At 38.2% G+C, this 26122-nt stretch carries 22 protein-coding genes, 1 tRNA gene and 2 pseudogenes; 12 read left to right on the plus strand and 13 right to left on the minus strand.

Features of this window, described 5'->3' with window-relative positions:
- Positions 1–108: 108 nt before the first annotated feature.
- The 5 genes and pseudogenes from dld (at position 109) to ACZ8ZH_RS05800 (ending at position 5968) form a co-directional block, all read left to right on the plus strand.
- A complete protein-coding gene (gene dld / locus ACZ8ZH_RS05780; RefSeq protein WP_119062989.1) occupies positions 109–1803 on the plus strand; it encodes a D-lactate dehydrogenase in 1695 nt (564 codons plus the stop codon).
- Between the two features lie 181 nt (positions 1804–1984).
- On the plus strand, positions 1985–4021 hold the full coding sequence (locus tag ACZ8ZH_RS05785; RefSeq protein ID WP_119062988.1) for an NADPH-dependent 2,4-dienoyl-CoA reductase: 2037 nt from the start codon (positions 1985–1987) through the stop codon (positions 4019–4021).
- A gap of 87 nt (positions 4022–4108) precedes the next feature.
- Positions 4109–4198, plus strand: a tRNA-Ser gene (locus tag ACZ8ZH_RS05790).
- Positions 4199–4367: 169 nt separating this feature from the next.
- Positions 4368–5593, plus strand: a pseudogene (locus tag ACZ8ZH_RS05795) (tyrosine-type recombinase/integrase).
- Positions 5594–5788: 195 nt separating this feature from the next.
- Positions 5789–5968, plus strand: coding sequence for a hypothetical protein (locus ACZ8ZH_RS05800; RefSeq protein ID WP_213069983.1), 180 nt, complete (start codon positions 5789–5791; stop codon positions 5966–5968).
- A gap of 449 nt (positions 5969–6417) precedes the next feature.
- Here ACZ8ZH_RS05800 and ACZ8ZH_RS05805 read toward each other — a convergent pair whose 3' ends face one another.
- Both ACZ8ZH_RS05805 and ACZ8ZH_RS05810 read right to left on the minus strand, forming a co-directional pair.
- Complete coding sequence (locus tag ACZ8ZH_RS05805; RefSeq protein WP_470247875.1) at positions 6418–7119, minus strand: hypothetical protein; 702 nt, start codon at positions 7117–7119, stop codon at positions 6418–6420.
- A gap of 363 nt (positions 7120–7482) precedes the next feature.
- Positions 7483–8196: a hypothetical protein gene (locus ACZ8ZH_RS05810; RefSeq protein ID WP_470247876.1), complete on the minus strand. Its 714-nt coding sequence runs from the start codon at positions 8194–8196 to the stop codon at positions 7483–7485.
- A 312-nt stretch (positions 8197–8508) separates the two neighbouring features.
- Between ACZ8ZH_RS05810 and ACZ8ZH_RS05815 the strand changes: the two genes are divergently transcribed.
- The 3 genes from ACZ8ZH_RS05815 to ACZ8ZH_RS05825 all read left to right on the plus strand — a co-directional run bounded on the left by ACZ8ZH_RS05815 (position 8509) and on the right by ACZ8ZH_RS05825 (position 11198).
- Positions 8509–8766, plus strand: coding sequence for a helix-turn-helix transcriptional regulator (locus ACZ8ZH_RS05815; RefSeq protein WP_119062984.1), 258 nt, complete (start codon positions 8509–8511; stop codon positions 8764–8766).
- Between the two features lie 204 nt (positions 8767–8970).
- Positions 8971–10266, plus strand: a complete 1296-nt coding sequence (locus ACZ8ZH_RS05820; RefSeq protein WP_119062983.1) for a YagK/YfjJ domain-containing protein — start codon at positions 8971–8973, stop codon at positions 10264–10266.
- Complete coding sequence (locus ACZ8ZH_RS05825) at positions 10263–11198, plus strand: hypothetical protein (RefSeq protein WP_119062982.1); 936 nt, start codon at positions 10263–10265, stop codon at positions 11196–11198. The genes ACZ8ZH_RS05820 and ACZ8ZH_RS05825 overlap by 4 nt, the downstream gene beginning before the upstream one ends.
- 63 nt (positions 11199–11261) lie before the next feature.
- On the opposite strand, the pseudogene ACZ8ZH_RS05830 reads toward ACZ8ZH_RS05825, so the two are convergent.
- A pseudogene (locus ACZ8ZH_RS05830) lies at positions 11262–11651 on the minus strand (hypothetical protein); the annotation flags it as partial.
- Between the two features lie 411 nt (positions 11652–12062).
- Between ACZ8ZH_RS05830 and ACZ8ZH_RS05835 the strand changes: the two are divergent.
- Complete coding sequence (locus ACZ8ZH_RS05835; RefSeq protein WP_470247877.1) at positions 12063–14216, plus strand: TonB-dependent siderophore receptor; 2154 nt, start codon at positions 12063–12065, stop codon at positions 14214–14216.
- Between the two features lie 104 nt (positions 14217–14320).
- On the opposite strand, the gene ACZ8ZH_RS05840 is transcribed toward ACZ8ZH_RS05835, so the two are convergent.
- On the minus strand, positions 14321–14515 hold the full coding sequence (locus ACZ8ZH_RS05840; protein WP_470247878.1) for an SIP domain-containing protein: 195 nt from the start codon (positions 14513–14515) through the stop codon (positions 14321–14323).
- Between the two features lie 20 nt (positions 14516–14535).
- Between ACZ8ZH_RS05840 and ACZ8ZH_RS05845 the strand changes: the two genes are divergently transcribed.
- Positions 14536–15561 carry an IS30-like element ISAba125 family transposase gene (locus ACZ8ZH_RS05845; RefSeq protein WP_001988464.1) on the plus strand — a complete coding sequence of 342 codons (1026 nt, stop codon included), beginning with the start codon at positions 14536–14538 and terminating at the stop codon, positions 15559–15561.
- Positions 15562–15648: 87 nt separating this feature from the next.
- Here ACZ8ZH_RS05845 and ACZ8ZH_RS05850 read toward each other — a convergent pair whose 3' ends face one another.
- Positions 15649–16122, minus strand: coding sequence for a siderophore-interacting protein (locus ACZ8ZH_RS05850; RefSeq protein ID WP_470247879.1), 474 nt, complete (start codon positions 16120–16122; stop codon positions 15649–15651).
- A 245-nt stretch (positions 16123–16367) separates the two neighbouring features.
- Positions 16368–17540, minus strand: coding sequence for an MFS transporter (locus tag ACZ8ZH_RS05855; protein ID WP_119062979.1), 1173 nt, complete (start codon positions 17538–17540; stop codon positions 16368–16370).
- A 103-nt stretch (positions 17541–17643) separates the two neighbouring features.
- Between ACZ8ZH_RS05855 and ACZ8ZH_RS05860 the strand changes: the two genes are divergently transcribed.
- Both ACZ8ZH_RS05860 and ACZ8ZH_RS05865 read left to right on the plus strand, forming a co-directional pair.
- Complete coding sequence (locus tag ACZ8ZH_RS05860; RefSeq protein ID WP_119062978.1) at positions 17644–18444, plus strand: AraC family transcriptional regulator; 801 nt, start codon at positions 17644–17646, stop codon at positions 18442–18444.
- 162 nt (positions 18445–18606) lie between these two features.
- The gene (locus ACZ8ZH_RS05865; RefSeq protein WP_119062977.1) at positions 18607–19782 is read left to right on the plus strand and encodes an MFS transporter; all 1176 of its coding nucleotides are present in this window, start codon (positions 18607–18609) and stop codon (positions 19780–19782) included.
- Here the strand turns inward: ACZ8ZH_RS05865 and ACZ8ZH_RS05870 are convergent.
- From ACZ8ZH_RS05870 to ACZ8ZH_RS05900, 7 genes are all read right to left on the minus strand, one after another.
- The gene (locus ACZ8ZH_RS05870) at positions 19779–20564 is read right to left on the minus strand and encodes an AraC family transcriptional regulator (protein ID WP_119062976.1); all 786 of its coding nucleotides are present in this window, start codon (positions 20562–20564) and stop codon (positions 19779–19781) included. The genes ACZ8ZH_RS05865 and ACZ8ZH_RS05870 overlap by 4 nt on opposite strands.
- A 281-nt stretch (positions 20565–20845) precedes the next feature.
- Entirely contained in the window at positions 20846–22045 is a 1200-nt protein-coding gene (locus ACZ8ZH_RS05875; RefSeq protein ID WP_119062975.1) for an MFS transporter, read from the minus strand.
- 41 nt (positions 22046–22086) lie between these two features.
- Positions 22087–23112, minus strand: a complete 1026-nt coding sequence (locus ACZ8ZH_RS05880) for an alcohol dehydrogenase catalytic domain-containing protein (RefSeq protein WP_119062974.1) — start codon at positions 23110–23112, stop codon at positions 22087–22089.
- Positions 23113–23121: 9 nt separating this feature from the next.
- Complete coding sequence (locus ACZ8ZH_RS05885) at positions 23122–24216, minus strand: flavin monoamine oxidase family protein (protein WP_119062973.1); 1095 nt, start codon at positions 24214–24216, stop codon at positions 23122–23124.
- On the minus strand, positions 24216–24896 hold the full coding sequence (locus ACZ8ZH_RS05890) for a cupin domain-containing protein (protein WP_119062972.1): 681 nt from the start codon (positions 24894–24896) through the stop codon (positions 24216–24218). The genes ACZ8ZH_RS05885 and ACZ8ZH_RS05890 overlap by 1 nt, the downstream gene beginning before the upstream one ends.
- 68 nt (positions 24897–24964) lie before the next feature.
- Complete coding sequence (locus tag ACZ8ZH_RS05895; RefSeq protein WP_119062971.1) at positions 24965–25306, minus strand: carboxymuconolactone decarboxylase family protein; 342 nt, start codon at positions 25304–25306, stop codon at positions 24965–24967.
- Positions 25307–25349: 43 nt separating this feature from the next.
- Positions 25350–26120, minus strand: a complete 771-nt coding sequence (locus ACZ8ZH_RS05900; RefSeq protein ID WP_119062970.1) for an SDR family NAD(P)-dependent oxidoreductase — start codon at positions 26118–26120, stop codon at positions 25350–25352.
- Positions 26121–26122 lie beyond the last annotated feature (2 nt).

Raw genomic sequence — 26122 nt, forward strand, 5'->3', positions numbered from 1 at the left:
CAGGTATAAATAATTTTTCTTTTACTTTAAATGCCTAAGGTAAAGAAAAAGTCCCTCTTTGGAAAAGGGGGATTTAGGGGGGGATTGTAATCATTGGAAATAACAAATATGAACCCTCGATCTCCACAACACGTTATTGAAAATTTAATAAATATCGTTGGTAAACAACACGTTTTAACTGACGATAAAGACACACGTTTATACCGCCAAGGTCGTCGTTACGGTGCAGGTAAGGTACTGGCTGTTGTTGCACCAGGGTCATTACTTGAACAGTGGCAAGTACTACAAGCGGCTGTTGATGCAGATTGTATTGTGATTATGCAAGCGGCCAATACAGGTTTGACTGGTGGCTCAACGCCTTTTGGCGATGATTATGACCGTCCAGTGGTTCTAATCAGCACACGTCGTTTGGTCGGCATTCAAGTCATTAATGACGGTCAGCAAGTGATTTGTCTACCTGGTGCAACACTGGATCGACTTGAAAAAGAGTTGGTGCCATTTAATCGAGAGCCACATTCAGTGATTGGTTCATCGTGTATTGGGGCTTCAGTTTTAGGTGGTGTCTGTAATAACTCAGGCGGTGCTTTGGTGCGCCGTGGTCCTGCTTATACTGAGCTGGCTCTGTATGCTCGTGTCAATGATGGTGGTCAGTTAGAATTAGTGAATCATTTAGGGGTGAGCCTAGGCGAAACACCTGAAGAAATTCTAAGCAGGCTTGAAACGAAAAATTATCAAATCGGCGATATTATCAATAACTCAGGCTGCTGCGCATCGGACCATCGTTATGGACATGATGTTAAACAAGTTGATGAAAATACGCCTGCACGCTTTAATGCCGATCCGTCTCGTTTATATGAAGCATCGGGTTCGGCAGGTAAAGTATGTGTCTTTGCCGTACGTTTAGATACCTTTGAAAAAATTCCAAGTCAGGTGTTCTACGTGGGAACCAACTCACATGATGATTTGACTGAAATCCGCCGTTTTTTACTAAAAGATTTGCCGCGATTGCCGATTGCAGGGGAATACATCCACCGCGTGGCTTATGACATCGGGGCAGAGTACGGTAAAGACACCTTTATGTTCATTGAAAAACTGGGTACAGCCAAAGTACCCGCTGCATTTGCAATGAAAGATAAGGTTGATGCGTACTTAGAAAAATTTGGTATGAAGGGGCTGTCAGATAAAGTCCTGCAATTGATCACCAAATTTTTGCCCAATCATTTACCGAAACGGATGAATGCATTCCGTGATTTGTATGAACACCATTTGGTTATTCGGATTGAAAATCAAGATGTTGAGCAAGTTAAAAGCTTTTTAAAACATTATTTCCAAGATAAAACTTCAAGTGATTTTTTCCACTGTACTGAGGAAGAAGGACGTAAAGCATTTTTACATCGCTTTGCCGTTGCAGGTGCGGCAATTCGCTATCGAGATACACACCGTTCAGAAGTTGAAGATATTGTAGCTTTGGACATCGCATTGCGTCGTAATGATCGAGAGTGGGTGGAAACCTTACCTAAAGAGATTGATGATCTGATTGTTCATAAACTCTATTATGGTCATTTTTTATGTCATGTGTTTCATCAGGACTATATTGTGAAAAAAGGCGTAGATCCTTTGGCGATGGAACACCAAATGTGGCATTTACTGGATGCACGAGGTGCTGAATACCCAGCCGAGCATAATGTTGGACATTTATATGTAGCAAAACCTGCACTGCGAACACATTATGAAAAGCTGGATCCAACCAATAGTTTTAACGTAGGTATTGGCCAAACCAGTAAGTTGAAAGCTTGGAAATAAGGCTTTTAAGCAATAAAAAAACCAGTGATGGCAACATCACTGGTTTTTTTATTGCTTTTTTGTGAATCCAGTTGAATTGACCGTAGTTACTCAGAAAATTTTCTAAATTGTCATCCCAAAATTTTGAAAAACAGCTAAAGTAGTATGCAACAAGTTGCAAAGCCAAAGATAAGGATTCATGATGACAACCAATAGCTATGCACATATTTTAAAACCCTTACATTTGGGTTTTACCACAATTAAGAACCGTGTGGTGATGGGCTCCATGCATACGGGTTTGGAAGATCGTTTTTATAATTATCCAAAATTGGCAGCATACTTCGGTGAGCGTGCTAAAGGTGGTGTTGGCCTGATCATTACAGGCGGGATTTCTCCAAACCGTCAAGGCTGGCTTCTTCCAGCGGGCGGTACGATGAATACGCTGGGGGATATTGCTCCGCATCGTTTAGTGACACATGCTGTACATAAGCATGGTGCAAAAATTTTAATGCAAATTTTGCATGCTGGACGTTATGGCTACCAACCTTTTGTGGTTTCTGCCAGCCCAATTAAATCACCGATTTCGCCTTTTAAACCGCGTCAAATGTCTGAAAAACAAATCTTGAATACCATTGATGACTACGTTAACTGCGCTAGTCTTGCCAAAAAGGCAGGCTATGACGGTGTGGAAATTATGGGTTCAGAAGGTTATTTACTGAATCAATTCTTAAGCCGTCATGTGAACCAACGTGAAGATCGTTGGGGTGGACCGATTGAAAACCGTATGCGTTTTGCGGTCGAAATCGTTAAAGGGATACGTGCACAAGTCGGGGAGAAATTTATTATTTGCTTCCGTTTGTCATTGCTGGATTTAGTACATGACGGCAATACCATGCAAGAAGTGGTTACGATTGCACAAGCACTAGAAAAAGCAGGCATTACCTTGTTGAATACAGGGATTGGCTGGCATGAAGCTCGTATTCCAACCATCGTGACTTCTGTGCCACGTGCAGCTTTTGTTGATTATACAGCGGAAGTGAAAAAGCATGTGGCTGTGCCAGTGATTGCTTCAAATCGTATTAATATGCCAGACACGGCAGAAGAGATTTTGGCATCGGGCAAAGCTGATATGGTGCAAATGGCGCGTCCGTTATTGGCCGATGCTTTTTGGGTGAATAAAACAGCGACCAATCGTGTCGATGAAATCAATACGTGTATCGCCTGTAACCAAGCGTGTTTAGATCATACATTTAAAAATCAGCGTGCAACCTGTTTAGTCAACCCGCGTGCGGCATTTGAAACTGAGTTGGTTTATGTGAAAGCGAAGCAATCTAAACGAGTTGCGGTTGTTGGCGGTGGTGTCGCAGGTATGTCGGCCGCGATAGTTGCAGCCAGTCGCGGACATGCAGTGACATTGTTTGAAGCAAGTCATGAGGTGGGCGGACAGTTTAACTTGGCAAAAGTTGTACCCGGTAAAGAAGAGTTTCATGAAACCATTCGTTATTTCAAAGTACAGATTGAAAAAACGGGAGTCGATTTACGTCTAAACACCAAGGTGAATCGTGAGCAGCTTGAGCGTGAAGGCTTTGAAGAAATTATCATTGCAACTGGTGTTGTGCCACGTGCATTACGTATCGAAGGGAGCGATTCACCGCAAGTCCTATCTTATGCAGAAGTCTTACGCGGTGCGCCAGTTGGTCGAAAAGTTGCGGTGATTGGTGCAGGGGGGATTGGTTTTGATGTGTCTGAGTATTTATTAAAACCTGAGCACCAACCTCAGCCACAACCACTTGCAGATTGGCAACGTGAATGGGGGGTAGATCCAAATCCGAATTATGTCTCTGAAGGAGGCACGCAGATCGCAGAAGTTCATCCACCTGTTCGTGAGATTTATTTATTACAACGTAAAACCTCTGCACTTGGTGCAGGCTTGGGCAAAACTTCGGGCTGGGTACACCGCGCACAGTTGAAAAAGCATGCGGTACGCATGTTACGTGGTGTTCAGTATAAAGCAGTGACTGATGAGGGGCTTTGGGTGGAGATGGCAGGGCAAGATCAATTGTTACGTGTTGATACTATTGTTGTATGTGCGGGGCAGGAGTCAGTGAAAGATCTGATGCCAAGTGCTGAGCAGAATACGCTTGCGAATTATCACATTATTGGTGGTGCTAAACTTGCCGCTGAGTTAGACGCAAAGCGTGCGATTCGTGAGGGTGCAGAAATCGCTGCGAAATTATAAGCTTTTGATTAAACAATATGCAGTTGTTTGCTTTTATTATAAGTTTTACTTGTCATCAAAACAAAAGCTCCGTATTATGGCGCACATGGAAGCGTGGCAGAGCGGTTTAATGCACCGGTCTTGAAAACCGACGAGGGTGTGAGTCCTCCGTGAGTTCGAATCTCACCGCTTCCGCCACATTAAAGTTTCTGACACTGTTTAACACTATATAAATATTTGATTTATAAGGTTAAAGTTAGAAACAAACTGTATAACAGCCTATGACACAGTACGTCAATGAGCAGTTATAAAGTAGTAAAAAATGCAGTAAGATAATTTCTTACTGCATTTTTTTTGTTTATACGCTATGACTGCTCGTGGAATTAATAAACTGACCGCTTTACAGGTGAAAAAAGCAAAAGCAAACCCAGATAAAATGTATAAGCTTCCAGATGGGGGAATCTTTATCTGCGTATTGATACGAGCGGCAGCAAATACTGGATATTCAACTATACCCGTCCTTATCTGGCTAAACGTAATGATTTATCGTTAGGCACCTATCCAGAAGTGACCTTGGAAGAAGCGCGTACAGTACGTGATGAATATAAGAAATTGATCAAGCGGGGCATTGATCCAGCCACAGTGCGTTTAGAAACCAAGAATCAGAAACAGAAAGAAGCAGAACACACTTTTCGTGTGGTCAGTGCAGAGTGGCTTAAAAAACGAGAATTAGAGGGCAAGCAGGATGAAGAAGCGTTGCGCCGGTTAAATCATGATGCTTATCCTTATATCGGCGATATGAGCTTTCCACAGCTGACGTTAGAGGTATTAGAAGCCAAAGTATTCCAACGCATCATTGATCGGGGAGCCTTATCCGTTGCTAAACGTTTAAAATCAGATTTAAATCAAATTTTTAAATCAGCACGAAAAAAGAAACTGATCCAATATAACCCGATTGAAGATATTGAATTGCCTACTCCCCAAGGTGGAAACTTTGCAGCGGTGACTGAAGAACAAGATTTAGCGCCGATGCTGAATAAAATTTGGAACTATTCTAGATTGCATGCACGCTGCTTAATCACAACACAAGTTGCATTAAAGCTTTCAGTTTTGACCTTTCAAAGACCCGGAGAAATTCGCAAGCTTAAAAAGTCTTACTACTATCCAGAAGAACGATGCTTAAAATTCATCGCCAGTAAAACCAAACAACAGCATGTGGTTCCGTTATCAGATCAGGCATTTGAATTAGTGCAGTCGATTATTGATCTGTATCCACATAGTGAATATCTATTTGTTGGACGTGATTCCAAAACCTATCTCTCAGACAACACGATTAATACTGCATTAAAACGGTTGGGGTATGCAGGAAAGCAAACGGCTCATGGCTTAAGAGCAACAGCCCGTACCATGCTGGATGAGATTCTGGAACAGCGAGTGGACTTTATCGAGCATCAATTGGCACACAAGGTCAAAGACAACAATGGTACAGCGTATAATCGAACCAAGTTCTTAAATAACCGTCGAGAGATGATGCAGGAGTGGGCTGATTACTTAGAGTCTTTACTTGATCAAAATGACAAATTACTTGTATAGCTGCTGAATATTTTTAATTGAAAGACATAACTTGTCGTTTATCTTTTGTCTAAGCTTAACAATGGTGATCAAAAAAAGTATTGTAAGGTTTACAGTGATATTTTTTTTATTTTTAGTTACTGCGTGTTTTTGGTAATAAAAATGAAAGTAACTTATTATCAACGGTGATAAATGTATTAGTGGGATTAGATCGAAATGTCACGACCAGAAATACCAAACTTAAGAACTTGGCCTCGTAATTTAAGTACATCTCAATATGGTGGTTTATCGACCTCCCAATACGGAGGAATGTCTACGTCTCAGTATGGTGGCATGTCAACATCACAGTATGGTGGCATGTCAACATCACAGTATGGTGGAATGTCTACGTCTTAATATGGCGGCATGTCAACATCCCAGTATGGAGGAATGTCTACGTCTCAGTATGGAGGTTTATCGACATCCCAATTGGAGGGTTGTCAACCTCGCAGTATGGAGGACTGTCAACATCACAGTAAGGAGGATTGTCTACATCTCAAGGCGGGGGAATGTCTACATCTTCAAATAATGTATATCGTAGTAACATACAGCCTTGGCCTATATTCATATTGGAATTAGAGGCTAGAGGTTATCTTGCTCAGGCTCAACTAATTCGAAGACATATTCCATCTTTTTTATATCCTGAAAACTTTTTTTGAAATACTTAGTAATATTCTAGAGTTGTCTTCTCTTGTCGTTATTTTTAAACAGCTATCAAACTAGCCTGTTAATTCAGACTAGTTTGACTTACGAGAATTTACATATCTATTCAAGATAGTATGCACTGGCATTCGACTTAAACCTACTTATCGCCGCATCATAATTGGCCCATACATTCCAGTATTAATCAAAGCTTCCCATATTTTTTTCATAGCTTGTCCAGTTTCCTGATTTACAAACAGGGATGACCGTTTTCCATGTGGGTTGCCAAGAAAATGCGAGCGCATGGATTCCCATGTTTCAGCGACTTCAGCATGTCTCCAATGAGGCAACTCATTTTCAAGAAGCAGTGGAATTGCCGTTGATAATGGAATTGTTCCATCCTCTGCGAGAGGTTTATACCAATTGCATTTAACTAAAATTGGGTTTGCATCTGGATGGTAAAACTTTACGTTTAATCTTTCAGCAGTGATGTGGGCAGCAGGATTGAATTTTAAATTTTCGACTGAATCAATTACACGTTGACCATCATGGTAAGGACAGGTGATAAAACCGTGTGCAAAGTAAACCGTATGATCTAACCCATCATATCCTCCATCCATACTGGGTGTGGTAACTGAATCAGCATTATCTTTTTTGCTGATTAGGGGATGCCATGTTGGATAGCTATCCACAACTGGACCTAAATCAATAAAATAATCTAATAAGGCACATCTGCTTTCTGAGCGTTCTTGTTCGCTTAACATTGTTAATTTTGCTAGAAGATAATTTTCAGCCCATTCTTTTCCATCTTTTATTGATTCATCTGCTCTAAAAGCCATCTCATTTTCTCTCAGTGTTTTACGCATAATATTTTAAATTAATGCGTAAAACAATTATTTTATGCATAAATTATTGGGGCTTGAATTGCCAATTTTTAATGGAAATTTGAAGTAAAAAATTGAAAATAAAAATAGCAAATGTTAGGAATTGGCAAAATACAAATATCCAATAGGGGCAGTTTTATGGTGGGATTTGTGCTAAAAAAAGCGATTGCGATACGCACGTGAATTTAATCATAGATTGAGTGTTTACTAAGGCTATAGCTATCTTAACGCCTACTGGAACCTCAGCAATATTGACATATCTTCCACATAATAGGGGTGGCATTATTATTTTACAGGCATGTGAATATTGTAAGTGCTTAACAATTATCCATTGGAAATTTCACATTAAGAATTCTTATTTTTATTGCAAATAATAACCTCATCAAGCAGCTCTTTATTTCGTCTCAAGTTATTCATGAGTATTTCATCGAGATAAATGGTATTAAAAGGGCTTTGCTTTTTGAGTACATGAGGTGATGTGCAGAGCTCAAGACGGTGCCATAATTTTGCGTTTTCATGCTTTAAATTATTTAAACGTTTTTTGTAGTCATGACGCTTATAGTACTTAAAATCTTCAGCATCATCTGGTTGCTTCAACACCTCTTCGCAATCGCTGATATCAGTTTCATTTAAAGCAATTTTATCTTTGAGTTGCTGTTGGTCATGCTTAAGGAATTTAGTTTTTAGCTCTGGAAAAATCTCACGTATTGCAGCATTTACACTTGGCCATTTTCCATGCTGTGCAACTTTTTCCCGCAGTAATGCATAAAAAATATCGCGTTTAGGATATAGGCTTTTTTCATACCTAATCCGCATACCTCGAATACCTTTGATTTTATTTCTGATTTTGGAGTTCAAAATGAGAGTAGTATCGACAATGAGAGCTTCATAATTTTGCATAAATTTTTTAAAGATTTCAGTGTTTTCCTTGGTTGAGCGTGTTGCAAAGTTCTGCTTGATGTCATTTAGTTCAATAAGAATATCCCGAAAATGATGACCATTCAGATTTATAGGATCATCAGTAATTTTTCGATCTAAAAGCATATCTTCAAAGATCATTTTTTTTGTTCAATTGTATAAGCTGATTTAAAAGCTTTAAATCCTGCTATTGGAGCACCACAGAGATAGTAGTGGAATATTTCTTCCTCCATTTCATTCAGATCGACAAAAGTAATAGTTTTAGCCATTTTTATATTTAAATTAATTCATATAGTTAAGCAACCATTATAGTCTGTATCTGAATACCTGGCTAGCATTACTGACGATGAGCATTTGTTTTAGCTACCATGAAATCCATCAGGGCGACTGACCATATTCATTTTTGAATATGGTTCAGACGTATTTTTAATGTTGCTATCGAAGGCTAAGAAAATGGTCGAACATCGTTATCGTGTGAAAGATTTAGTAAATTACCCAGAACGGCCAGCGAAGGATTATGTAGACCGCGGTGGGCGTAGGCGTAGAGTTTCTTTTAAACCAGCCACTAAAGGTCTGCTCAATATTGCGGAATCAACATTTTGGAAAATGATCCGTCGAGGTGATTTTCCTGAGCCAACTTATCTGACAGCAAGCATGCCGACATGGGCAGAAAGCCAAATTAATTTATGGATTAATTCGAAAAAAAGTTGACCAGACTAGCGCGATATCTTTACAGCACGAACTGATTCTATTAACCCCTAAACACCGTATTGCCTTGATTTTGAATTCACGGGATTACGGTGTTTTTTACGCCTGATCATTTGTGGTACTTATATTATTTATATATCTAATATTATATTTAATTATTAATTAACAAATGGTTAGGTGTGATTCATTACAGCAGAGTAAATTATCATGACAGAATCAACCTATGTTATGAATGACAGTCAAACACACGCAATCGAATACATACCACCAATACAAGATATTTATTCAGCTCAAAATCCACAACCGAATGTGTTGTATCGTTCTATGCAAGAAATAACACATGATCCTGATCAACACTTTCAGTTACTGGAAAGTGAGTATGAGCCATATTTTAAAGTGGATGATATGCAACACTCAGACTCATTGGTATTGGGACATCAACTTGAGTTTAGTGAGGAATTGCAGGCTTATATCTTTCGTAGAAATCCTGAATTGGAGAAAATATTTACAAGAATAAAATTTGTTAGCTTGATTGTTGAAAAGGAATTCATAAGAGCTTGTCGTCCTTTAGGTAAGAACAACCCATTGAAAATAATGAGAAATAGATATGAATATGCTGATAAGGAGTTACAGGAATTACTCAAACAGTTATTTAGACAGGGTTTTGAATCACTTGATCAATATGACTGTGAACACAATCGAGTCGTACTACAAGCATTTAATCAAGTTTTAAAGCCTATATATCATGCAGACTTTGAATTCGTATCTCTAAATGATTCAATTACGATAACACATCTGGATGGTACGACTAGAACTCGTTTATGCGCTGAGTGGCTAGATCAATTTATTGAATGCACTTATTTGCTTACTCAGGAAAAAGAGTTTAAGTATCAGCAAAAGAAACGAATGGATCGTGCTAGAAATCAATTTAAATCAGCTAAAAAGTGTGTAGATTTGGCACTTGAGCAGCGTTCCAGAGTACTGATCATTCGTCTTGATCTCAGATTTGCTAAAACACAGAACCCAAGTATTGATCAAGTTAAAAAGGACTTGCGTACATTTTTACGTCATGCAGGTCGTACTGAGAATCTGAATATCTTGGGGTATATTTGGAAGCTTGAATTTGGGGAAAGAAGAGGTTTCCACTATCACTTTATATTTATCTTAGACAGTCGAGATCATTCTCAGGAAATTAAACTTGCACAGCAGATTGGTCAGATTTGGGAAAAGGTCATCGGTGTTGAGGGAACATTCCATAATTGCCATTTCAAAGCTGTGAATAATCAATATGATAAGTTAGCCATAGGACGGCTGCATCGTCATGAGCAACAAAAATACCAGTATTTATTAGAGCTCTTACGCTATTTCGCAAAGAAAGATCAATTTATTCTGCATAAAAATATCGGTAAAGAGCGTACTTTAGGTACGAGTATTGATAGAGATACTAAAAAGGCAATGGGACGTCATAAGAGAACTGAGCAGCAAGTAGGAGGTGGCAAATGAGTTACTTTCCAATTACACCTCCACAACCCATACAGCAACCTATTGCACAGCTTCCATGGGTATTAGATACCTCTTGGAATCATACATTTAGCCAAACTATGAAAAGTTCAGCTCAAATTGAAAATGGCAAGCTCTTGGTACGTGATAAACGTGCATCAGAGCGGTTTGACCCACAGTATTTCGCATTTATGCATTTTCTGTCATGGGTGCACAATAACCGAGTTTTGTTAAATGACTTTCAGTTAAATCCGTATTGGAATGCACTAATAGAATTAGTCGGGCATTTTCGATACCAAGATATAAATTATATATTGGCAAACGCTGACATTCTTCATGGACAAATTAAAACCAAATTTCTGAAACAATGTATTGCATTAAAGCATTTGGATTTTATCGCGCCAGTGAATGAAAATGTAAAATACCAAAAAGAGGTCTTTAAACGCTGTTTGGATAAGCATAAGCAGATGAACTGTTTATTTTTGGATTTACCTTGTGTTTTTACCACGCCATTATATCTGGATGATGAAGCTAAATTACCTAAGATTGCTCGTAAGTGGTTAGAACGCTTGCATCAATCCGTAGAATTGGCAGAAAAGTTATATGATGTGCAATGGCGTATTGTGAAGTCACTGAATGGTATTTACGCTATCCATGCCTTGCTTTATGTCATTGGTGATGAAGCACAATATTCAGATTTTATTTTACAAGAATGGAAAGGAACGTGCTTGGCAAAGGAATATGAGCTTATACAAAGTTTTCCATATCAAGCTTATGAAAAACATTGTTATTTTGCTAACAGTGATTTACGTAGCTTTTGGCGCTCACAGATTGAGCGTTTCAATGAACCATTTAAAATTTATCGGTATGTAAGTGAACATATTTCATATTTGTGGCAAACCTACACAGGAAATATACCTGTTAAGAGTAAGTAGCAAATACATAAGGCGTTCGATACAGAACGCCTTTTTTATACTTGCATGGAGTCCTGTCATTAATTAAAAATTATAGGTATAGGTCAATCCGCTGTTGGTGGTGAGGGTCACCTCACGCACATTTTCAGCAGCGCAACCGAGATAGACTTGGGCCACTGAGCCATAGCGCATATTTTGATAATCATAAAAGCCTTTGGTTCTACAATTACCGCGATTGATTGATACGTTGGTCAGGCTGGTTGGATCATCATTTAGTGACATGATATTGAGCTTATCTACATAGCCTGTCATGGAGTATTGCGATTGATCACGACGTACACGGACTTCGAATTCTTCTTGTAAGGGTGGCTCCTGTGACAGTTCTTGTGCTTGCTCAGCATCAGTCCCATTTTCTAAAAATGATTTATCGGTAAAGGGCACATGCTCAGTGCTATCAGTATTACCAGTTTCAGATTTGTGCTTTTATGCTCCATATTCCGTCATCTAAAAAGTTTCGTGCCATACTCTCAACATCAATATGCTTTGGTCTTCCATTGATAGTGAAATAATTTAGAGCTGTTCAATTTAATGTGCAAAGATAAATTTTGCGTAAAACCTGTAACCATACGTAAAGATAAAAAGGAAGTAAAAACTAGATTACCAAACAATACTAAGTAGTTTGATCATAATAAGCATGTAAATAAGCTTAACAATATGAAAGTAAATATAATATTTGGAATGTATATGCATGCCTTGGTTTTCTACTCATGGAGGAAATCTAATTATTTTGTCAGATTAACCAAATTCATTGACAGATTGTAAAAATATAGTAATTCAATCTTTTGCTAAAGTTCGGTTGTTAAAATATTGTCAATGAGAATAATTATGATTATGTTTCGCATGATCAATGGTGTTGTTATTGGAAGTCTAGTGACTACTCAGATATATGCACAAAATCAGTCAGAAAATGAAGTTGCTGTTTTATCTACCATTAGTTTAACTGCCACTTCGAATGATTCTAGTGAGCAGACTCAATCCTATACTGTTGAAAAATCGAAATCTGCATCTCGGTTGTCACTTTCTTTAAAAGAAACGCCACAATCTGTAAATGTGATTACGCATCAAAGGATTAAAGATCAACAATTAAATTCAGCTCAAGAGGTATTGGAAAATACAACGGATATTTCGACTTATACCTATGATACAACCAGAAACTCTTTCTATTCGCGGGGATTCCAAATTGATAGTTTTCAATACGATGGTATCCCAACTTCCTATGTGAATGGTGCCAGTTATTTGGATACTGCTTTCTATGATCGATTTGAAATCGTAAGAGGCGCAACCGGTTTAACTTCAGGGAGTGGTAATCCTGCTGCATCAGTGAATTTAATTAGAAAAAAACCACAAAAGGAATTCTCAACAAATTTAAATTTAAGTGCTGGATCTTGGGATAACTATAGAGCAGTTGCAGATGTTTCGTTACCTATTACATCAGATGGAACAATCAGATCACGCATTGTAGGAACATATACGGACAAAAAATCTTTTTTAGATCATCTTGAAGATCAACGTAAAGGTATTTATGCAACAGTTGAGTCAGATCTGAGTGATCAAACTACTTTATCTCTTGGAATTGAATATCAGGATATTACCCCGAATGGCGTATTATGGGGAGGTTTGCCATTATTCTATTCTGATGGTTCAAAAACAAATTTTGACCGTTCAAAATCAAGTGCCGCAAAATGGTCACATTGGGATTATGCTTTCACAAATACATTTTTAACTTTAGATCATAAATTTGAAAATGATTGGTCCATGAAATTGAATTATACACATGGTGATGAACGTGCAAATTATGAGTTATTCAGTCCATTTGGAAGTTTAGACCGAACCACAGACGCAACTTCCGGTTCGAATGCGATTGCAGGATTTGCGCATAATACCAACGATAATATAGATATAAGTACAACAGGCCTATTTCAATTATTTGGAAGGGAACATGAGTTAGTTGTTGGTGGAACATGGTCACAACGTAAGGAAAGAAGTCGCGGGACGGGTTGGTTATCGTCTAAAATCTCCATGAGCAATATTGAAAATTTCACTAATTATAATGGCGATTATATTAGACCAGATTTTAATGCTGCAAAATTCGATAGTTTAAGTTCAGCCGACATTAAACAATCCAGCTTATATGCAACTGGCAGATTTCAAATCACTGATGATCTGAAGTTAATCGCTGGTGGCAGAGTGAACAATTATCAGCAGGAAGGGGTTAGTGGAATAACTCCAATTAATTTTTCTAAAAATGGAAAATTTACTCCTTACTTAGGACTAACCTACAATATTAACGATACTTATACTACGTACATAAGTTATAGCGAAATTTTTAAACCTCAAAACTATTATGATAAAAATGGAAACCTCCTTAAGCCAACTCAGGGAAGTACTCAAGAGGTTGGTATCAAAGCCAGTTATTTTGATGATAAATTGAATCTAGCTGTATCCGCCTATAAAAATAGTCTTGATCATGTTGCTGAGCGTGATGGTTCTAATTACACACCTACAGGTGCGAGTGCATATAACTCAGTTGATGGAACAGAGAGTAAAGGTATAGATATTGATATTCAGGGTGAAATTCGACCTAACTGGAATATTTATACAGGAATCTCAAGCTTTGCTGCTGAAAATCAAAATGGAGGGCGATTAAACAGCTATCTTCCGCGTACAACAGCTAGACTATTTACATCATACCGTCTGCCGGGTCAATATGATGCAATAACAGTGGGTGGAGGCATAAATTGGCAAAGTCGGATTTATACCACAGCAACTAATCCTGTGTATGGAAGTGTAGAAGTAGGACAAAAAAGTTATGCCTTAGTCTCGATAATGGGCCGTTATGATATTAATCCAAATACTAATGTTGCATTAAATATTAAAAATATTTTTGATGAAAAATATTATCAGATGATTGGTTTTTATAATCAATATAATTATGGTGAACCCCGTTCTGCAATCTTAAGTTTTAATTATAAGTTTTAGTTAAATAAAATAATATTGTGTGGGTTAACTCTAACTTAATTTTATGACATTAAGTTAGAGTTTTATTGAATTAAGATAATTATAAATTTTGAATAAATTCCCTGTTAATCTCTGTAATCCAATTCTCCTGATTTCCAGTAACCTTTTGTTGTTACTTGATTAGGATTTAAGCTTAACTGGTTTATCCAGTATGTTTTCCATGTTTTAGCCCACGATGCTTCACCGGCAATCCATACTTGTAAAGATGAGTCTAACTCAATATCTTGGCAGAGTAAAACTTGAAGTGCGACATAAACCACCTAATTAATTTAAAGGGTTTATGGAGTATATAAAATTGTCATACCATCATCTTAACTTTGAAGATCGTACTGCATTAATGCTTGAGTCAAGAAAAGAAGGCTTTTCAGCCAGAAAATTTGCTGAACTTATTAAAAGACATCCTAGTACGATCTATCGTGAGCTTAAAAGAAATAGCATCAATGACGTTTATCAAGCTCAATATGCTTCTGATAACACTTTTGCTAGACGTAGACGTGGTCACAGAAAACTCAAAATCGATTCAATCCTCTGGAAATTTATTGTTGAAGCGATCCGTTGTTTATGGTCTCCTCAGCAAATAGCAAAGCGTTTAAAGACATTTCCTGATTTGGATCAAACAATGAATGTAAGCCATACAACGATTTATTCAACGATACGAGCATTACCCAAGGGTGAGTTGAAAAAAGACTTATTATCCTGTCTACGTCATGAAAATAAAAAGCGAAAAGCTAACGGTGAACCTAAAAAAGATTCTATATTACAGGATATTAAAACTATTCATGAGCGCCCAGCCGAAGTTCAAGAAAGAAAAATACCGGGTCATTGGGAAGCTGATTTAATTAAAGGTAAAGACAATAAAAGTTCGATAGCAACACTTATTGAACGAAATACACGGCTCTGTATCTTGGCAACATTACCTGATGCAAAGGCAGAATCAGTGCGCAAGGCTTTAACTGAAGCTCTGAAATATTTACCTGCAGAACTGCGTAAAACGTTGACCTATGACCGTGGACGTGAGATGTCAGAACATAAAATACTCGAAGAAGATTTAGGCATAGATGTATATTTCTGTGACCCACATTCACCCTGGCAAAAAGGCACATGCGAAAATATGAATGGTTTAATTAGGCAATATTTACCTAAAGGGATTGATTTAAATCAGGCAGATCAGCATTATTTAAATCAAGTTGCCATGTCACTGAATACTCGTCCTAGAAAGGCGTTAGATTGGCTTACACCATTAGAGAAATTTGCTCAGCTTGTTGATTATCATATGGCTTTTGAAACTGTCGCACCTCATGTTTGAATTCGCCCTTCTATGGAATGATTTTCACATTGAGGATATTCTTGCAACCAGTATGTATTTACTGAAGCATTGGATACGATCAATGCTTCAGTAGAATTTATCAGGTACTATAAATAATGCTTTGACCAAGATCCCGACTGGTAAGGACTCTATAATACTTAATCCAGCAGGTAGTGCGGTAGTATCGACTGCAAGCCATAATTGACGGGTTGAAGGAAGTAGCTTAAAACCACCGCTTCTAGGTCCTGCAATTTGAAGCTCTGTGCCCACTTTTACATCTCTTGCCCAAGAAGAAACGGTTAGGGGATCATCACCATGAATAACAAAATCAATAGTAAGTGTTTGATTGATTAAGTCAACAGATCGTAATGTGTATGCTCTACCAGGAATTCCTTGCGGAAATAGTTTTACCCATGCTCCAGGCTCCAAGATATCAGGATGATTAAAAAGCGATTTTAGATCATTTCCAGCAATTATAAGGCGACGCATTTCAAAACTTATATTTTCTACTGCTAGGACTTTACAGCTAAGTTTTGTCCGATTTGATATTGATATATTCATACTGAGTTCCTAAGATTAAAAGTTGAGATTTAATAAAATTTAACAGCAGATTAATAATTTAAAATCGAAGATTTTAATATTTAAAAATCAGATCAATAAGATTGTTTCTTTATATTGTATGATTTATCTTAAATTAAAGTTTATTTGTGGTGACATTAATTAAGGTAAATCTGACATAATATTTTTAATTTTAAAATCATAGGTATTAATAATACCTATGGGGCGGTAAAATAGATTGTAAATATTTAAATGTTTTTCTGACGGCCTGCTAATATACCGAATCCAGCCATGAGTATTGCCAATATCACACCTGTATAAAGAATGAAAATCCAATTTCCTGTAATTTCATGTACTTTTCCGGCCAATATAGGACCTAGAGCACCCAATAAGAAGTTAATACATTGGGCCATACCTGAAAGGTTTGCAGCTTGATGAGGATTTGAACTACGCAGACTGATCATCATTAGTGAAAGAATTAAGGCTCCTCCAGTACCAAGCCCAAACATAAATGCCCATACAAGTGCTGCGGCAGGTAAAAAACAAAAACCTAAAAGAGCCAAACATTGTATTAAGCCTAGAATACTGGCTACCATCCGCTGATCTTTCATTTTGCTCACAATTATTCCAAGCAGTAAACCAGGAACTAGAGATGCAAACTGAAGTAATCCATGTAAGGATCCGGCTTTTATGGTTGAAACACCAACATTGGTCAGTATAGATGGTAGCCAAGTAATCATGGTATAGAACAATATGGAGTTAATTGTCATATATAGTGTTACTTGCCATGCTAAAGCTGACTTCCATACTGTATTTGGTTGATAATTGACATTCTGCGATACTTTCTCATCTGTTGTTTTAATAAAAAGAGACCAGATGATTAAAGCAATCAATGGAAAAATGACACTACTACCTAGTGCTATTTTCCAGTTAAAAATAGTCATGAGAGGTACGGCCAGCGTAGATGTAATCGCAGCAGACAGTCCGATAGCCAGTCCACATTTTCCTGTAATACTTGGAATTCGCTTTGGAAAGTCACGTTTTACTAAACTGGGCATTAATACATTGCCAAATGCAATACCAATCCCAAGTAAAATTGTCCCAATATAAAGAGTTGATATTGAACCTTCAGAACGTAAAAGAACACCAAGCACAACAATCAATAATGAACCTAATAAACAGCGTTTTAGACCGATTTTTTGGGAAAGTTTGCCAGCAAAAGGAGCAATAACCCCAAAGGCAATTAAAGGGAGAGCTGTGAGAAGCGCTGCCATAGTCGCAGATAATCCCAAAGTTGATTTGAGCGCTTCAAGTATAGGACCTACACCGGTAATTGGTGCTCTTAAGGTCGTGGCTACTAAGATTAGCCCAATAAGTAACAACGCTGATGAAGGGAGAGATTTATCATTGGATTCAAACATATTAACAGTCTACATTCGTAATAATGTTTAAATAATAGACTTGTATATGAATGACGAATATAGATAATATGACAGTTAATACCTAAATACTGCCAATTTAAATATGATGAATCCTCATAATACCAAACAATGGGATTTTGATGAACTTAAAGATTTAGGCCCTGTAATTGCTATGCATGTTCAGACTGGTAAGGAAGTTGATGAAATTCCTTTCCATCAGCATGTGCATGGACAATTGGTGATGAGTTTAAAAGGTGCAATTACTTGTGAAACTCCAAATGCGGTATGGGTTGTTCCTCCTAAATGTGGTGTTTGGATTCCTAGTCAATTACCGCATAGTATCCGAACAACAACCAATACACAGGCATTTTATCTATTTATTCGCCCTAGCTTTGGAAGCTTGCCTGATTCATGTTGTACCATATCTTTAACACCACTTGTGATAGCACTTATCCTGCATATGGCATCTGTTTCATCGATTTATAATATGGATAGCCCAAACGGAAGAAAAGCTGCTGTATTAGTTGATGAATTATCAATGATGCCGATGGAGGGGTTTTATCTTCCAACATCAGATGAGTCTCATATACATCGATTAACAAAATTGTTGAGTAATGATCCTGGAGATCGTCGTACATTGTCTGAATGGGCCAAGTATTTGGCTGTTAGTGAAAGAACTTTAATGCGTATCTTTCATAAAGAAACAGGTCTCAGTTTTGGACAATGGAGACAGCAACTACATTTGATTATAGCAATGCGTCAGTTAGCAGCAGGGGAATCCGTACAAGTTGTGGCCAATTATCTGGGATATGATTCAGTCAATGCATTTATTACGATGTTTAAAAAACTTGTTGGTATGCCTCCAGCAAGATATTTTTCTCAACTTACTCAAGACGTAGATTAAACCTTCAAGATTTATTAGATTCAATTCAAATTTTTTAAATCTGAATAATTGATAACGTCAAAACATTTGTCAGATTTGCGATATATTTAGTCATAATATACAAAAAATACATTTTTTAGATTGATTACAATACTAACATCAACTTCTAAATGAGAATGAGAATTGATAATTATTGCTAAATCAAACATTGAAAGTTCATCAACCTTAATTGATAAAGGAAAACTGTCTACAAAATTGGTCTTTTTTGTCGCTGGTTTTGGGTTATCAAGTTGGGCACCTTTAGTTCCTTTTGCAAAAGAAAGATTACATGCAGATGCGGCGACATTAGGCACAATCCTACTCTTTCTTGGGTTGGGTGCTGCTATAGGTATGCCTATTGCTGGAATGTTATCCAGTAAATTAGGCAGTCGTATCGTTTTACTTTTGGGAGCATGCGGGCTTATTTTAACTTTACCTTTGCTTGCAGTGATCTCACATTCAATCATTTTAATGCTTGTACTTTTTATTTTTGGTTTTTCGATTGGTGCAATTGATGTTTCAGCGAATATTCACGGAACTGAAGTACAAGATTTAGCGAAAAAGCCGCTGATGTCCAGTTTCCATGGTTTTTATAGCATTGGTGGTTTGGTTGGCGTGAGTTGTGCGACTTTTTTGATTGCAATGCATGTGTCTATCATTGTAGTGACAATACTATGTTCTGTGATTATTGCATTGTGTATTTTAGCTGCATTTCCTAAATTGTTAAAAACTCGTCCTCAACAGACTCAGAAACTATTGGTATTTCCAAAAGGGCAGGTCATTATTATTGGTCTGTTGTGTCTGACAATATTTTTGGCTGAAGGTGCGCTTTTAGATTGGGGTGCAATTTTATTATCTCAGGTAAAAAATGTGCAAGTTGAAATTGCAGGCATTGGTTATGTGTGCTTTGCATTAGCCCTTACAGTCAGTCGTTTTTTTGGAGATAACCTTGTTGCACGATTTGGTGAAAAACAGATACTGTTTACTGGAATGATTCTTACTGGATTGGGTATTGTATTAATTGCTTTTACAGAATCAATGATATTTGTTTTAGCCAGTATTATTCTGGCAGGTCTTGCCGCGGGTAACGTAGTGCCTGTTTTATTTTCTTTGGCAGGAAAGCAGCGAGTCATGGAAGTAACTCATGCAATCTCGGCAATCAGCACTCTGGGGTATCTAGGTGTATTGTTAGGACCAGCAATGATAGGATATGTGGCCCATTTTGTAGGCCTTAATACATCATTTTATGTGTTGGGTATTTTAACGTTGTTGAGTATTTGCCTGATTCCATTTACTTTGTCGGAAAATAAAAGTACTTAACTTTCTACAGATGAAAAATACTGTTTTGGAGTACAGCCAAACATCTTTTTAAAAGCGGTAATGTAACTGGAAGAATGATCATAACCCACCAGATTGGCGATATTTGAAACAGTTACATTCTCTGCAAGATATTCAAGGGATGTCACCAAACGGAATCTATTTCTCCATTCACTAAATGACATCTCAGTATCTTGAACAAATAGACGTTCAATTGTTCTTTCACTTGCATGAACTGAATTTGCTAAATCACTTAATTTCATGGTGTTTGATGGATTATCTCTAAATATTTGAACTATTTTTTTTAATTTGGGATTTTGAGGTTCAGGAATATTTACTGGAGGTTGATCCATATTTTTTAGCTGATCAAGTAATACCTGACTTAACCTATTCTCGGCAGAATTTGTAGGATAATACCATTCAAATGTAATACATTTTTTAACTAACTCTTTAATTAATGGAGTAATATTTAATACCACACAACTCGTTTTTGAAAGTTGAAAGTCTGTGTCAGGCTTAATATAAAGAATATGAATTTCAGCTGAATATCTTGATCGGAATCCGTGAGCAGTCTCCCGATCAATCCAGATCGCTCTCATTGGGGGTAATATCCAATAACCTTGATCTGTGAGAACCTGAATTGAACCTTTGATTGAATAAATTAATTGATGCCGAGAATGTTTATGCATGGGAATTTCGGTGTCTGTTTCCCATTTTTCAGATACACCAATAATAAAAGAACTCGATTCTTCGATTGCTTTAATGAGAGGAGAGGAGTGATGCATAACAATCTTTCCAATGGGTGTCTGAAAAAATAATTTTTAACTAAATAGATGGTATCTATTAACGTTATCATTAAGCTTATAAAATTTGAAAAAGAATATTAGTGACTAAAATAAGACATAAATATATTACTAAACCACAATGGGATATGTAAATTAATGTTTAAAAAACAATTTGATAAGAGTTAATTTGGAGGATTTTGTTTTTCCAAATTTTAGGTTTAGCACGACTAGATGTTGATGAGTGTACTTTAAGAATTTCATGTAAATTAACTGTTGATTTTTTATTTCACAGAAAAATTCCTTTTTTCATGGTTTTTCTTATTAAGCCATATTAAGACTAATATTGTGATAATCAACCAAGGAATAAGAGCTAGATTCATCGCCTTCCAGCCAAAGATATCGAGCACAGCACCAGCACTAAAAGAACAAATTAGCCCAACCACAAAAACGGTCATATCATTGATAGCTTGAGCCTTGGCCTTCTCCTCTAAAGTGTATGTCCCTGTTAACAGAGAAGTGCTGCCAATAAATAAGAAATTCCAGCCTATACCTAATAGAATTAATGAGGTTGCAAAAGAGAAGAAGTGGAAGCCTGATAAAGCCATCGCGATATAGCAAAGAAACAGTATTACTCCCATCAACATAATTTTTAGCGTACCAAAGCGAGCGATTAAGTTACCTGTAATAAACGAAGGCAAGAACATGCCTAAAACATGCAGCTGAATGACAGTGGTAATTGCACTAAGTTCATGATGGGAGTGACGCATGGCAATTGGAGTTGCCGTCATCCCTAAAATCATGATTCCATACCCAGTAATGGAGCCGAATAAAGCGACTAAATAAGTAGGCTGCGATACGATCTGATACCACGGTCTACCCGCACTAAAATCCGTTTTTACTTCAATTTGATCAGGAATTTTCAGGCCAGATAAAATTCCGATTGCCAATAGTGATACCACTGTAATAATGAGGAATGAACCTACATATTCCAAATGATTAAACATTGGACCACCAAAACGTGCGAGTGTAGGGCCCATGATTGCAGCGACGACACCACCAGCCATGACGAAAGAAATGGCACGAGAACGGAAAGCATCATCTGCAACTTCGCTGGCTGCAAAGCGATAAAACTGAGCAAAAGATTGATAAGAACCAACACAAAAAGTCCCTACAGCGAGTAGTACTAGTGAACTATACATAATTCCTAGAGCTGCAATAATCCCTCCGATTACCCCTAATAATGCTCCACAAATAAACCCCTTTCTTCTGCCAACATGAGCCATAAGTATAGATGCAGGGAACATCATAGTTGCAGTACCGAGAAACATCGCTGCAATTGGTAAAGTAGCAAGCAGAGGCGTATTGGCAATGTTGGCGCCAGCTAAACCACCTATCGTCATAACCATCACGGATACAGTTTGAAAAAGAGACTGAGAACTCGCCAAGATAAGAACTTGGCGATGCATATTATTTTGAAGCATAGGAAACCTTTTTAAATGAGGCTTTTATCGTAAAAGTTGAGCTAAATATCTTGAGTCATTGTGAGCACAATACGGAATTGAGCATTTCCAGTTTTCATTCTTTGGTAGGCTTGTTGAGCCTGATGTAATGGAAAGACTTCTGTTTTGGCACGAACATCTGCAAGCACGCTAAAATCCAGTGTTTTACCCACCTCAAAAGGTGTACCCGTAATACTGCCTTGCACAGTTCGTTCCCCACCAACAAGTAAGGGAGATGAAATTACAAGAGGTTCTTTCCCAACGCCAACCACAATCAATTTCCCTTGCGTTGCTAGACCTGAAAAAAGCCCTGAAGAAATTTCACCATTCGTAATGGTGGTCAGAATGGCTTGAGCTTTTCCTAATTCTTTAAGACGATCCACAGCATTTTCTAATTGGGTATCAATATAAATATGTGCCCCTAAAGTATGAGTCAGTTCAGCGATATCTTGTCCACGACCAATAGCAACCACTCTAAATCCCATTCTTCGTGCGTACTGAATTGCAAGATGTCCTAAGCCACCTATACCAAGTATTGCAACCGTATCCCCCGCTTGGGTACCTGATTTCTTTAGGGCATTAAAAGTTGCAATACCTGCACAAAGTAAAGGGGCTGCTTCTACCGAACTCAGTTCATCAGGAATTGCAACAAGACCTGTTTCTTTTGTAATCATCATTTCTGCATAGCCGCCATCATGGGTGCTGCCCATGATGGGTTGGTGATTACATAAGTTAAATAGACCCTGACGGCATTCAGGGCATTGATTACAATGCCCACCTAAACGTCCTACACCAACACGTTGACCAATTTTCCAATAGTCGGAATCTGGGTCTCCAATCGCCACAATACGTCCAACAACTTCATGACCAGGAATACGAGGAAATGCTTCTGGATTTTGGTTTTCAATGGTCATGGCATCTGCCCCACAGATTCCACAGGCATCTACAGCAATTAAAACTTCGCCTTTGTTGGGTTTTGGAATGGGACGTTCAACCCACTCTAAATGTCCAGTTCGGCTAACTTGAATCGCATGGAAAGTTGTTTGCATGACTATTTCTCACTGTACTGATGAAGTTGAATGTAATAGTTGGTCGACTCCAAATTTGGCCGCTTCTATTGCACCAGCCAAATAGCCTGAATAGGATTTAGACCATTCACTTGAGATACCAAGTAGTCGATTCTGCCAAATAGATTGATTTGGTGTATTTTCAGGTGCCATAGCATGAAATAGCGCTGGGCTTTTCCAATCCATTTCGATAGCGGTGTTTTCATCTCCTGACCAATCTTTTAGATATTCAGCTTGAGGTTGTGCAGCAGAAGAACCGAATAAACGCACCAACTGGGCACGACAATGAGCTAATAAGGCTTTTTCTCCCATTTGCTTTCTAACAGCATAAGGAAGGCTTAAAAAACCAAACAATGCCGCATGTTGATCGGGCGTCGAAGCATCATGTACTTCACCTAATGGACCTGCATGGCTTCTAGCTTGACCAGAAAGCCCTTGTGCTTTCCAGAATGCTTCAGGGTAAATCGCTGCATATTTGGCATGAGGTGCCATCCATGTTGCGGTATTCATCCATTGCTTCATCGTTGATGCTGGTAGTGAAGGTTCAAATTTCATTTGATCAATGGCTAAGCGTGGCGGCATGGCTAACAAGATCTGTTCACAACTTACATGCATCTCTACGCCTGATTGATTCATGACAGTGAGTTCTACACCCTGATGTTCTTGATAACGAATTTCAGTGACACGCTTTCCTAGTCGAATTCGATCTGTAGCAATACGATTGCTGAGACTATGAATTAAATTTTCCATACCACCGACAAGGCGAATGGCAGAGGTATCCAATGCGGTATTAGAAATGCGTAGGGTAGATTGATCACGTTGTCTTTCAAAAACTAGATCACCAGCATTTGATTGCTCAAAATATGGCAGTTCCAATGTCTCGATCAGATGCATGAGTTCTGGATTAAGCTCAGGCCAAATCCACGTTGCACCAAGATCAATCTGATCTTGAGTATGTACACGCCCACCAAGACGCTCTCGTGCTTCAAATAAGAGATAATCCCGAATACCTGCTTGTTCTAATAAATAGGCAGCGTATAAGCCACTCAATCCACCACCGATAATTGCAAATTTGGTCTTGATCATTACTTAGCTTTCCATACATTTTGCGCATGAATGAGATGACCTTCTTTAACATAAAGCGTTACACCTGATTCACCCACTTGAAAATTGGCATGCTGTTTCGGAGGCAAACGGATCCACGTACCTGTAGGAAAAACCTCAGTACCCTGACTCAATTCTCCTGTGAGAATAAATAGCTCTATGCCTTGGTCAGACAAATTACTAAACATCTGATGAGCTTCCAGTTTCTCTAAATACGTGGTCTCAAATTCAGACTGATAAAGAGGACATCGCATTTTATTACCTAGCGTTATCCAATTCTCAGGATCGTGGGTATTGATGCGAGTTTCTTCGTGCTCTTGTTCTGTCATTTGCATGAGTTTGACGAATATCAAAGTGCCATTTTTACTTGAAGCTTGATGAATAGAATTATGAGGATTCCGTAGATACCAACCTTCTGGATAGTTATCCTGATTGTTTTCAGTAAAAACTCCTGAAAGAACCAAGATTTCTTCACCCAAGGTATGTTGATGTGCAGGAAAAACGGACTCAGGTGCATATTTAACTAAACTGGTTGCACGAGCATGTTCTGCCCCTATGCGGTCAAGCATGGCTCGATCTACTTCACCACGTGGAGATTTCACCCAGTGATAGTCTTCGGGTTTAATGATCGCAATTTGTGAAAAGTCGGCATGTATACGCATGGAGAGTTCCTCAAAATCAAAAAACCGATGTATTTTCTAAAAAATACATCGGTCAATTTAGAAAATCATTAAGTGTTCGGCAGCATATCAACTGCTTCTAAAACCCGTGCAGAATAAGTCAATGCAGCGCCTGCATTAAGATTAATCGCAACTGACAGTGCTTCAGCAATTTCCTCACGGCTCACACCAAGGTCAACCGCTTTTTTAGAATGTACTGCAATACAACCATCACAACGGGTGGTCACTGCTACAGCTAAAGCAATCAGTTCATGTGTTTTTGCATCAAGTTTCCCAATCTTTGCTGTTCCCACATCCATAGCTGTAAAGCCACGCATAGTGTCAGGAGCTAAAGCAGCATAATCTGCTACATGTTCAAGTAAAGATGTACGATATTCATTCCAGTTTTGCATGTCATTTCTCTAAATTAATTCAATACTTGGCAGGTGGACACGCTTAGTGTCCAGCCATAACACCACCATCAACAGGTAAAATTGTGCCCGTTACCCAAGATGCATTTGAAGAAGCGAGGAATAGAATAGCTTCAGCGACATCAGCAGGTTGACCATTACGACCTAATGGATGGAACGAATTGAAAGATGGAAGCGCTTCTTTTACCTGATCATCTGTCATAAACGTGTTGTAAACAGGTGTTTCAACGACAGCAGGAGCAACGGTATTAATGCGGATATTTGACTCTGCAAGTTCAATTGCTAAGTTATGTGTTAATGCATGTACACCAGCATTTGCAGCAGAGTATGCTGAAGAAGGTGTTGCTTTAACCGCTTGTAATGCCCATAAAGAACCTGTTTGTACAATGGCACCGCCACCACGTTGCTGCATTGCTTTAGCAGCAGCTTGCGCCATGAAGAACTTACCTTTTAAGATCGTGTCTAAGAACCAGTCATATTCTGATTCTGTTACTTCCAAAAATGGTTTTGGCGCGAACACACCAGCGTTATTGATTAAAATATCAACACCGCCAAATTCTTTCGCTGTAAACTCTACAAGTTGTTGCGCTGTTGCTGGTGCTGCGATGTCAGCAGCGAAATAACGAATATGCTCACCTGATGCATCAATTTGTTGAGCAGCGGCTTTCAATTTTTCTTCGTTACGGCCAGTAATCACCACGTTTGCACCTTCGCGAACAAGGCGAGTAGCAACTTCTTTACCAATACCTGAACCACCACCAGTAACGATTGCTACTTTTAAAGAAAATCTGTTCATGA

The sequence above is a fragment of the Acinetobacter sp. SW-226 genome (assembly GCF_055632855.1).

Coding starts and splice junctions, on each gene's coding strand:
- dld (WP_119062989.1), top strand. CDS start 109: ATGAACCCTCGATCTCCACAACACGTTATTGAAAATTTAATAAATATC.
- ACZ8ZH_RS05785 (WP_119062988.1), top strand. CDS start 1,985: ATGACAACCAATAGCTATGCACATATTTTAAAACCCTTACATTTGGGT.
- ACZ8ZH_RS05800 (WP_213069983.1), top strand. CDS start 5,789: ATGTCACGACCAGAAATACCAAACTTAAGAACTTGGCCTCGTAATTTA.
- ACZ8ZH_RS05805 (WP_470247875.1), bottom strand. CDS start 7,119: ATGCGTAAAACACTGAGAGAAAATGAGATGGCTTTTAGAGCAGATGAA.
- ACZ8ZH_RS05810 (WP_470247876.1), bottom strand. CDS start 8,196: ATGATCTTTGAAGATATGCTTTTAGATCGAAAAATTACTGATGATCCT.
- ACZ8ZH_RS05815 (WP_119062984.1), top strand. CDS start 8,509: ATGGTCGAACATCGTTATCGTGTGAAAGATTTAGTAAATTACCCAGAA.
- ACZ8ZH_RS05820 (WP_119062983.1), top strand. CDS start 8,971: ATGACAGAATCAACCTATGTTATGAATGACAGTCAAACACACGCAATC.
- ACZ8ZH_RS05825 (WP_119062982.1), top strand. CDS start 10,263: ATGAGTTACTTTCCAATTACACCTCCACAACCCATACAGCAACCTATT.
- ACZ8ZH_RS05835 (WP_470247877.1), top strand. CDS start 12,063: ATGATTATGTTTCGCATGATCAATGGTGTTGTTATTGGAAGTCTAGTG.
- ACZ8ZH_RS05845 (WP_001988464.1), top strand. CDS start 14,536: ATGGAGTATATAAAATTGTCATACCATCATCTTAACTTTGAAGATCGT.
- ACZ8ZH_RS05850 (WP_470247879.1), bottom strand. CDS start 16,122: ATGAATATATCAATATCAAATCGGACAAAACTTAGCTGTAAAGTCCTA.
- ACZ8ZH_RS05855 (WP_119062979.1), bottom strand. CDS start 17,540: ATGTTTGAATCCAATGATAAATCTCTCCCTTCATCAGCGTTGTTACTT.
- ACZ8ZH_RS05860 (WP_119062978.1), top strand. CDS start 17,644: ATGATGAATCCTCATAATACCAAACAATGGGATTTTGATGAACTTAAA.
- ACZ8ZH_RS05870 (WP_119062976.1), bottom strand. CDS start 20,564: ATGCATCACTCCTCTCCTCTCATTAAAGCAATCGAAGAATCGAGTTCT.
- ACZ8ZH_RS05875 (WP_119062975.1), bottom strand. CDS start 22,045: ATGCTTCAAAATAATATGCATCGCCAAGTTCTTATCTTGGCGAGTTCT.
- ACZ8ZH_RS05880 (WP_119062974.1), bottom strand. CDS start 23,112: ATGCAAACAACTTTCCATGCGATTCAAGTTAGCCGAACTGGACATTTA.
- ACZ8ZH_RS05885 (WP_119062973.1), bottom strand. CDS start 24,216: ATGATCAAGACCAAATTTGCAATTATCGGTGGTGGATTGAGTGGCTTA.
- ACZ8ZH_RS05890 (WP_119062972.1), bottom strand. CDS start 24,896: ATGCGTATACATGCCGACTTTTCACAAATTGCGATCATTAAACCCGAA.
- ACZ8ZH_RS05895 (WP_119062971.1), bottom strand. CDS start 25,306: ATGCAAAACTGGAATGAATATCGTACATCTTTACTTGAACATGTAGCA.
- ACZ8ZH_RS05900 (WP_119062970.1), bottom strand. CDS start 26,120: ATGAACAGATTTTCTTTAAAAGTAGCAATCGTTACTGGTGGTGGTTCA.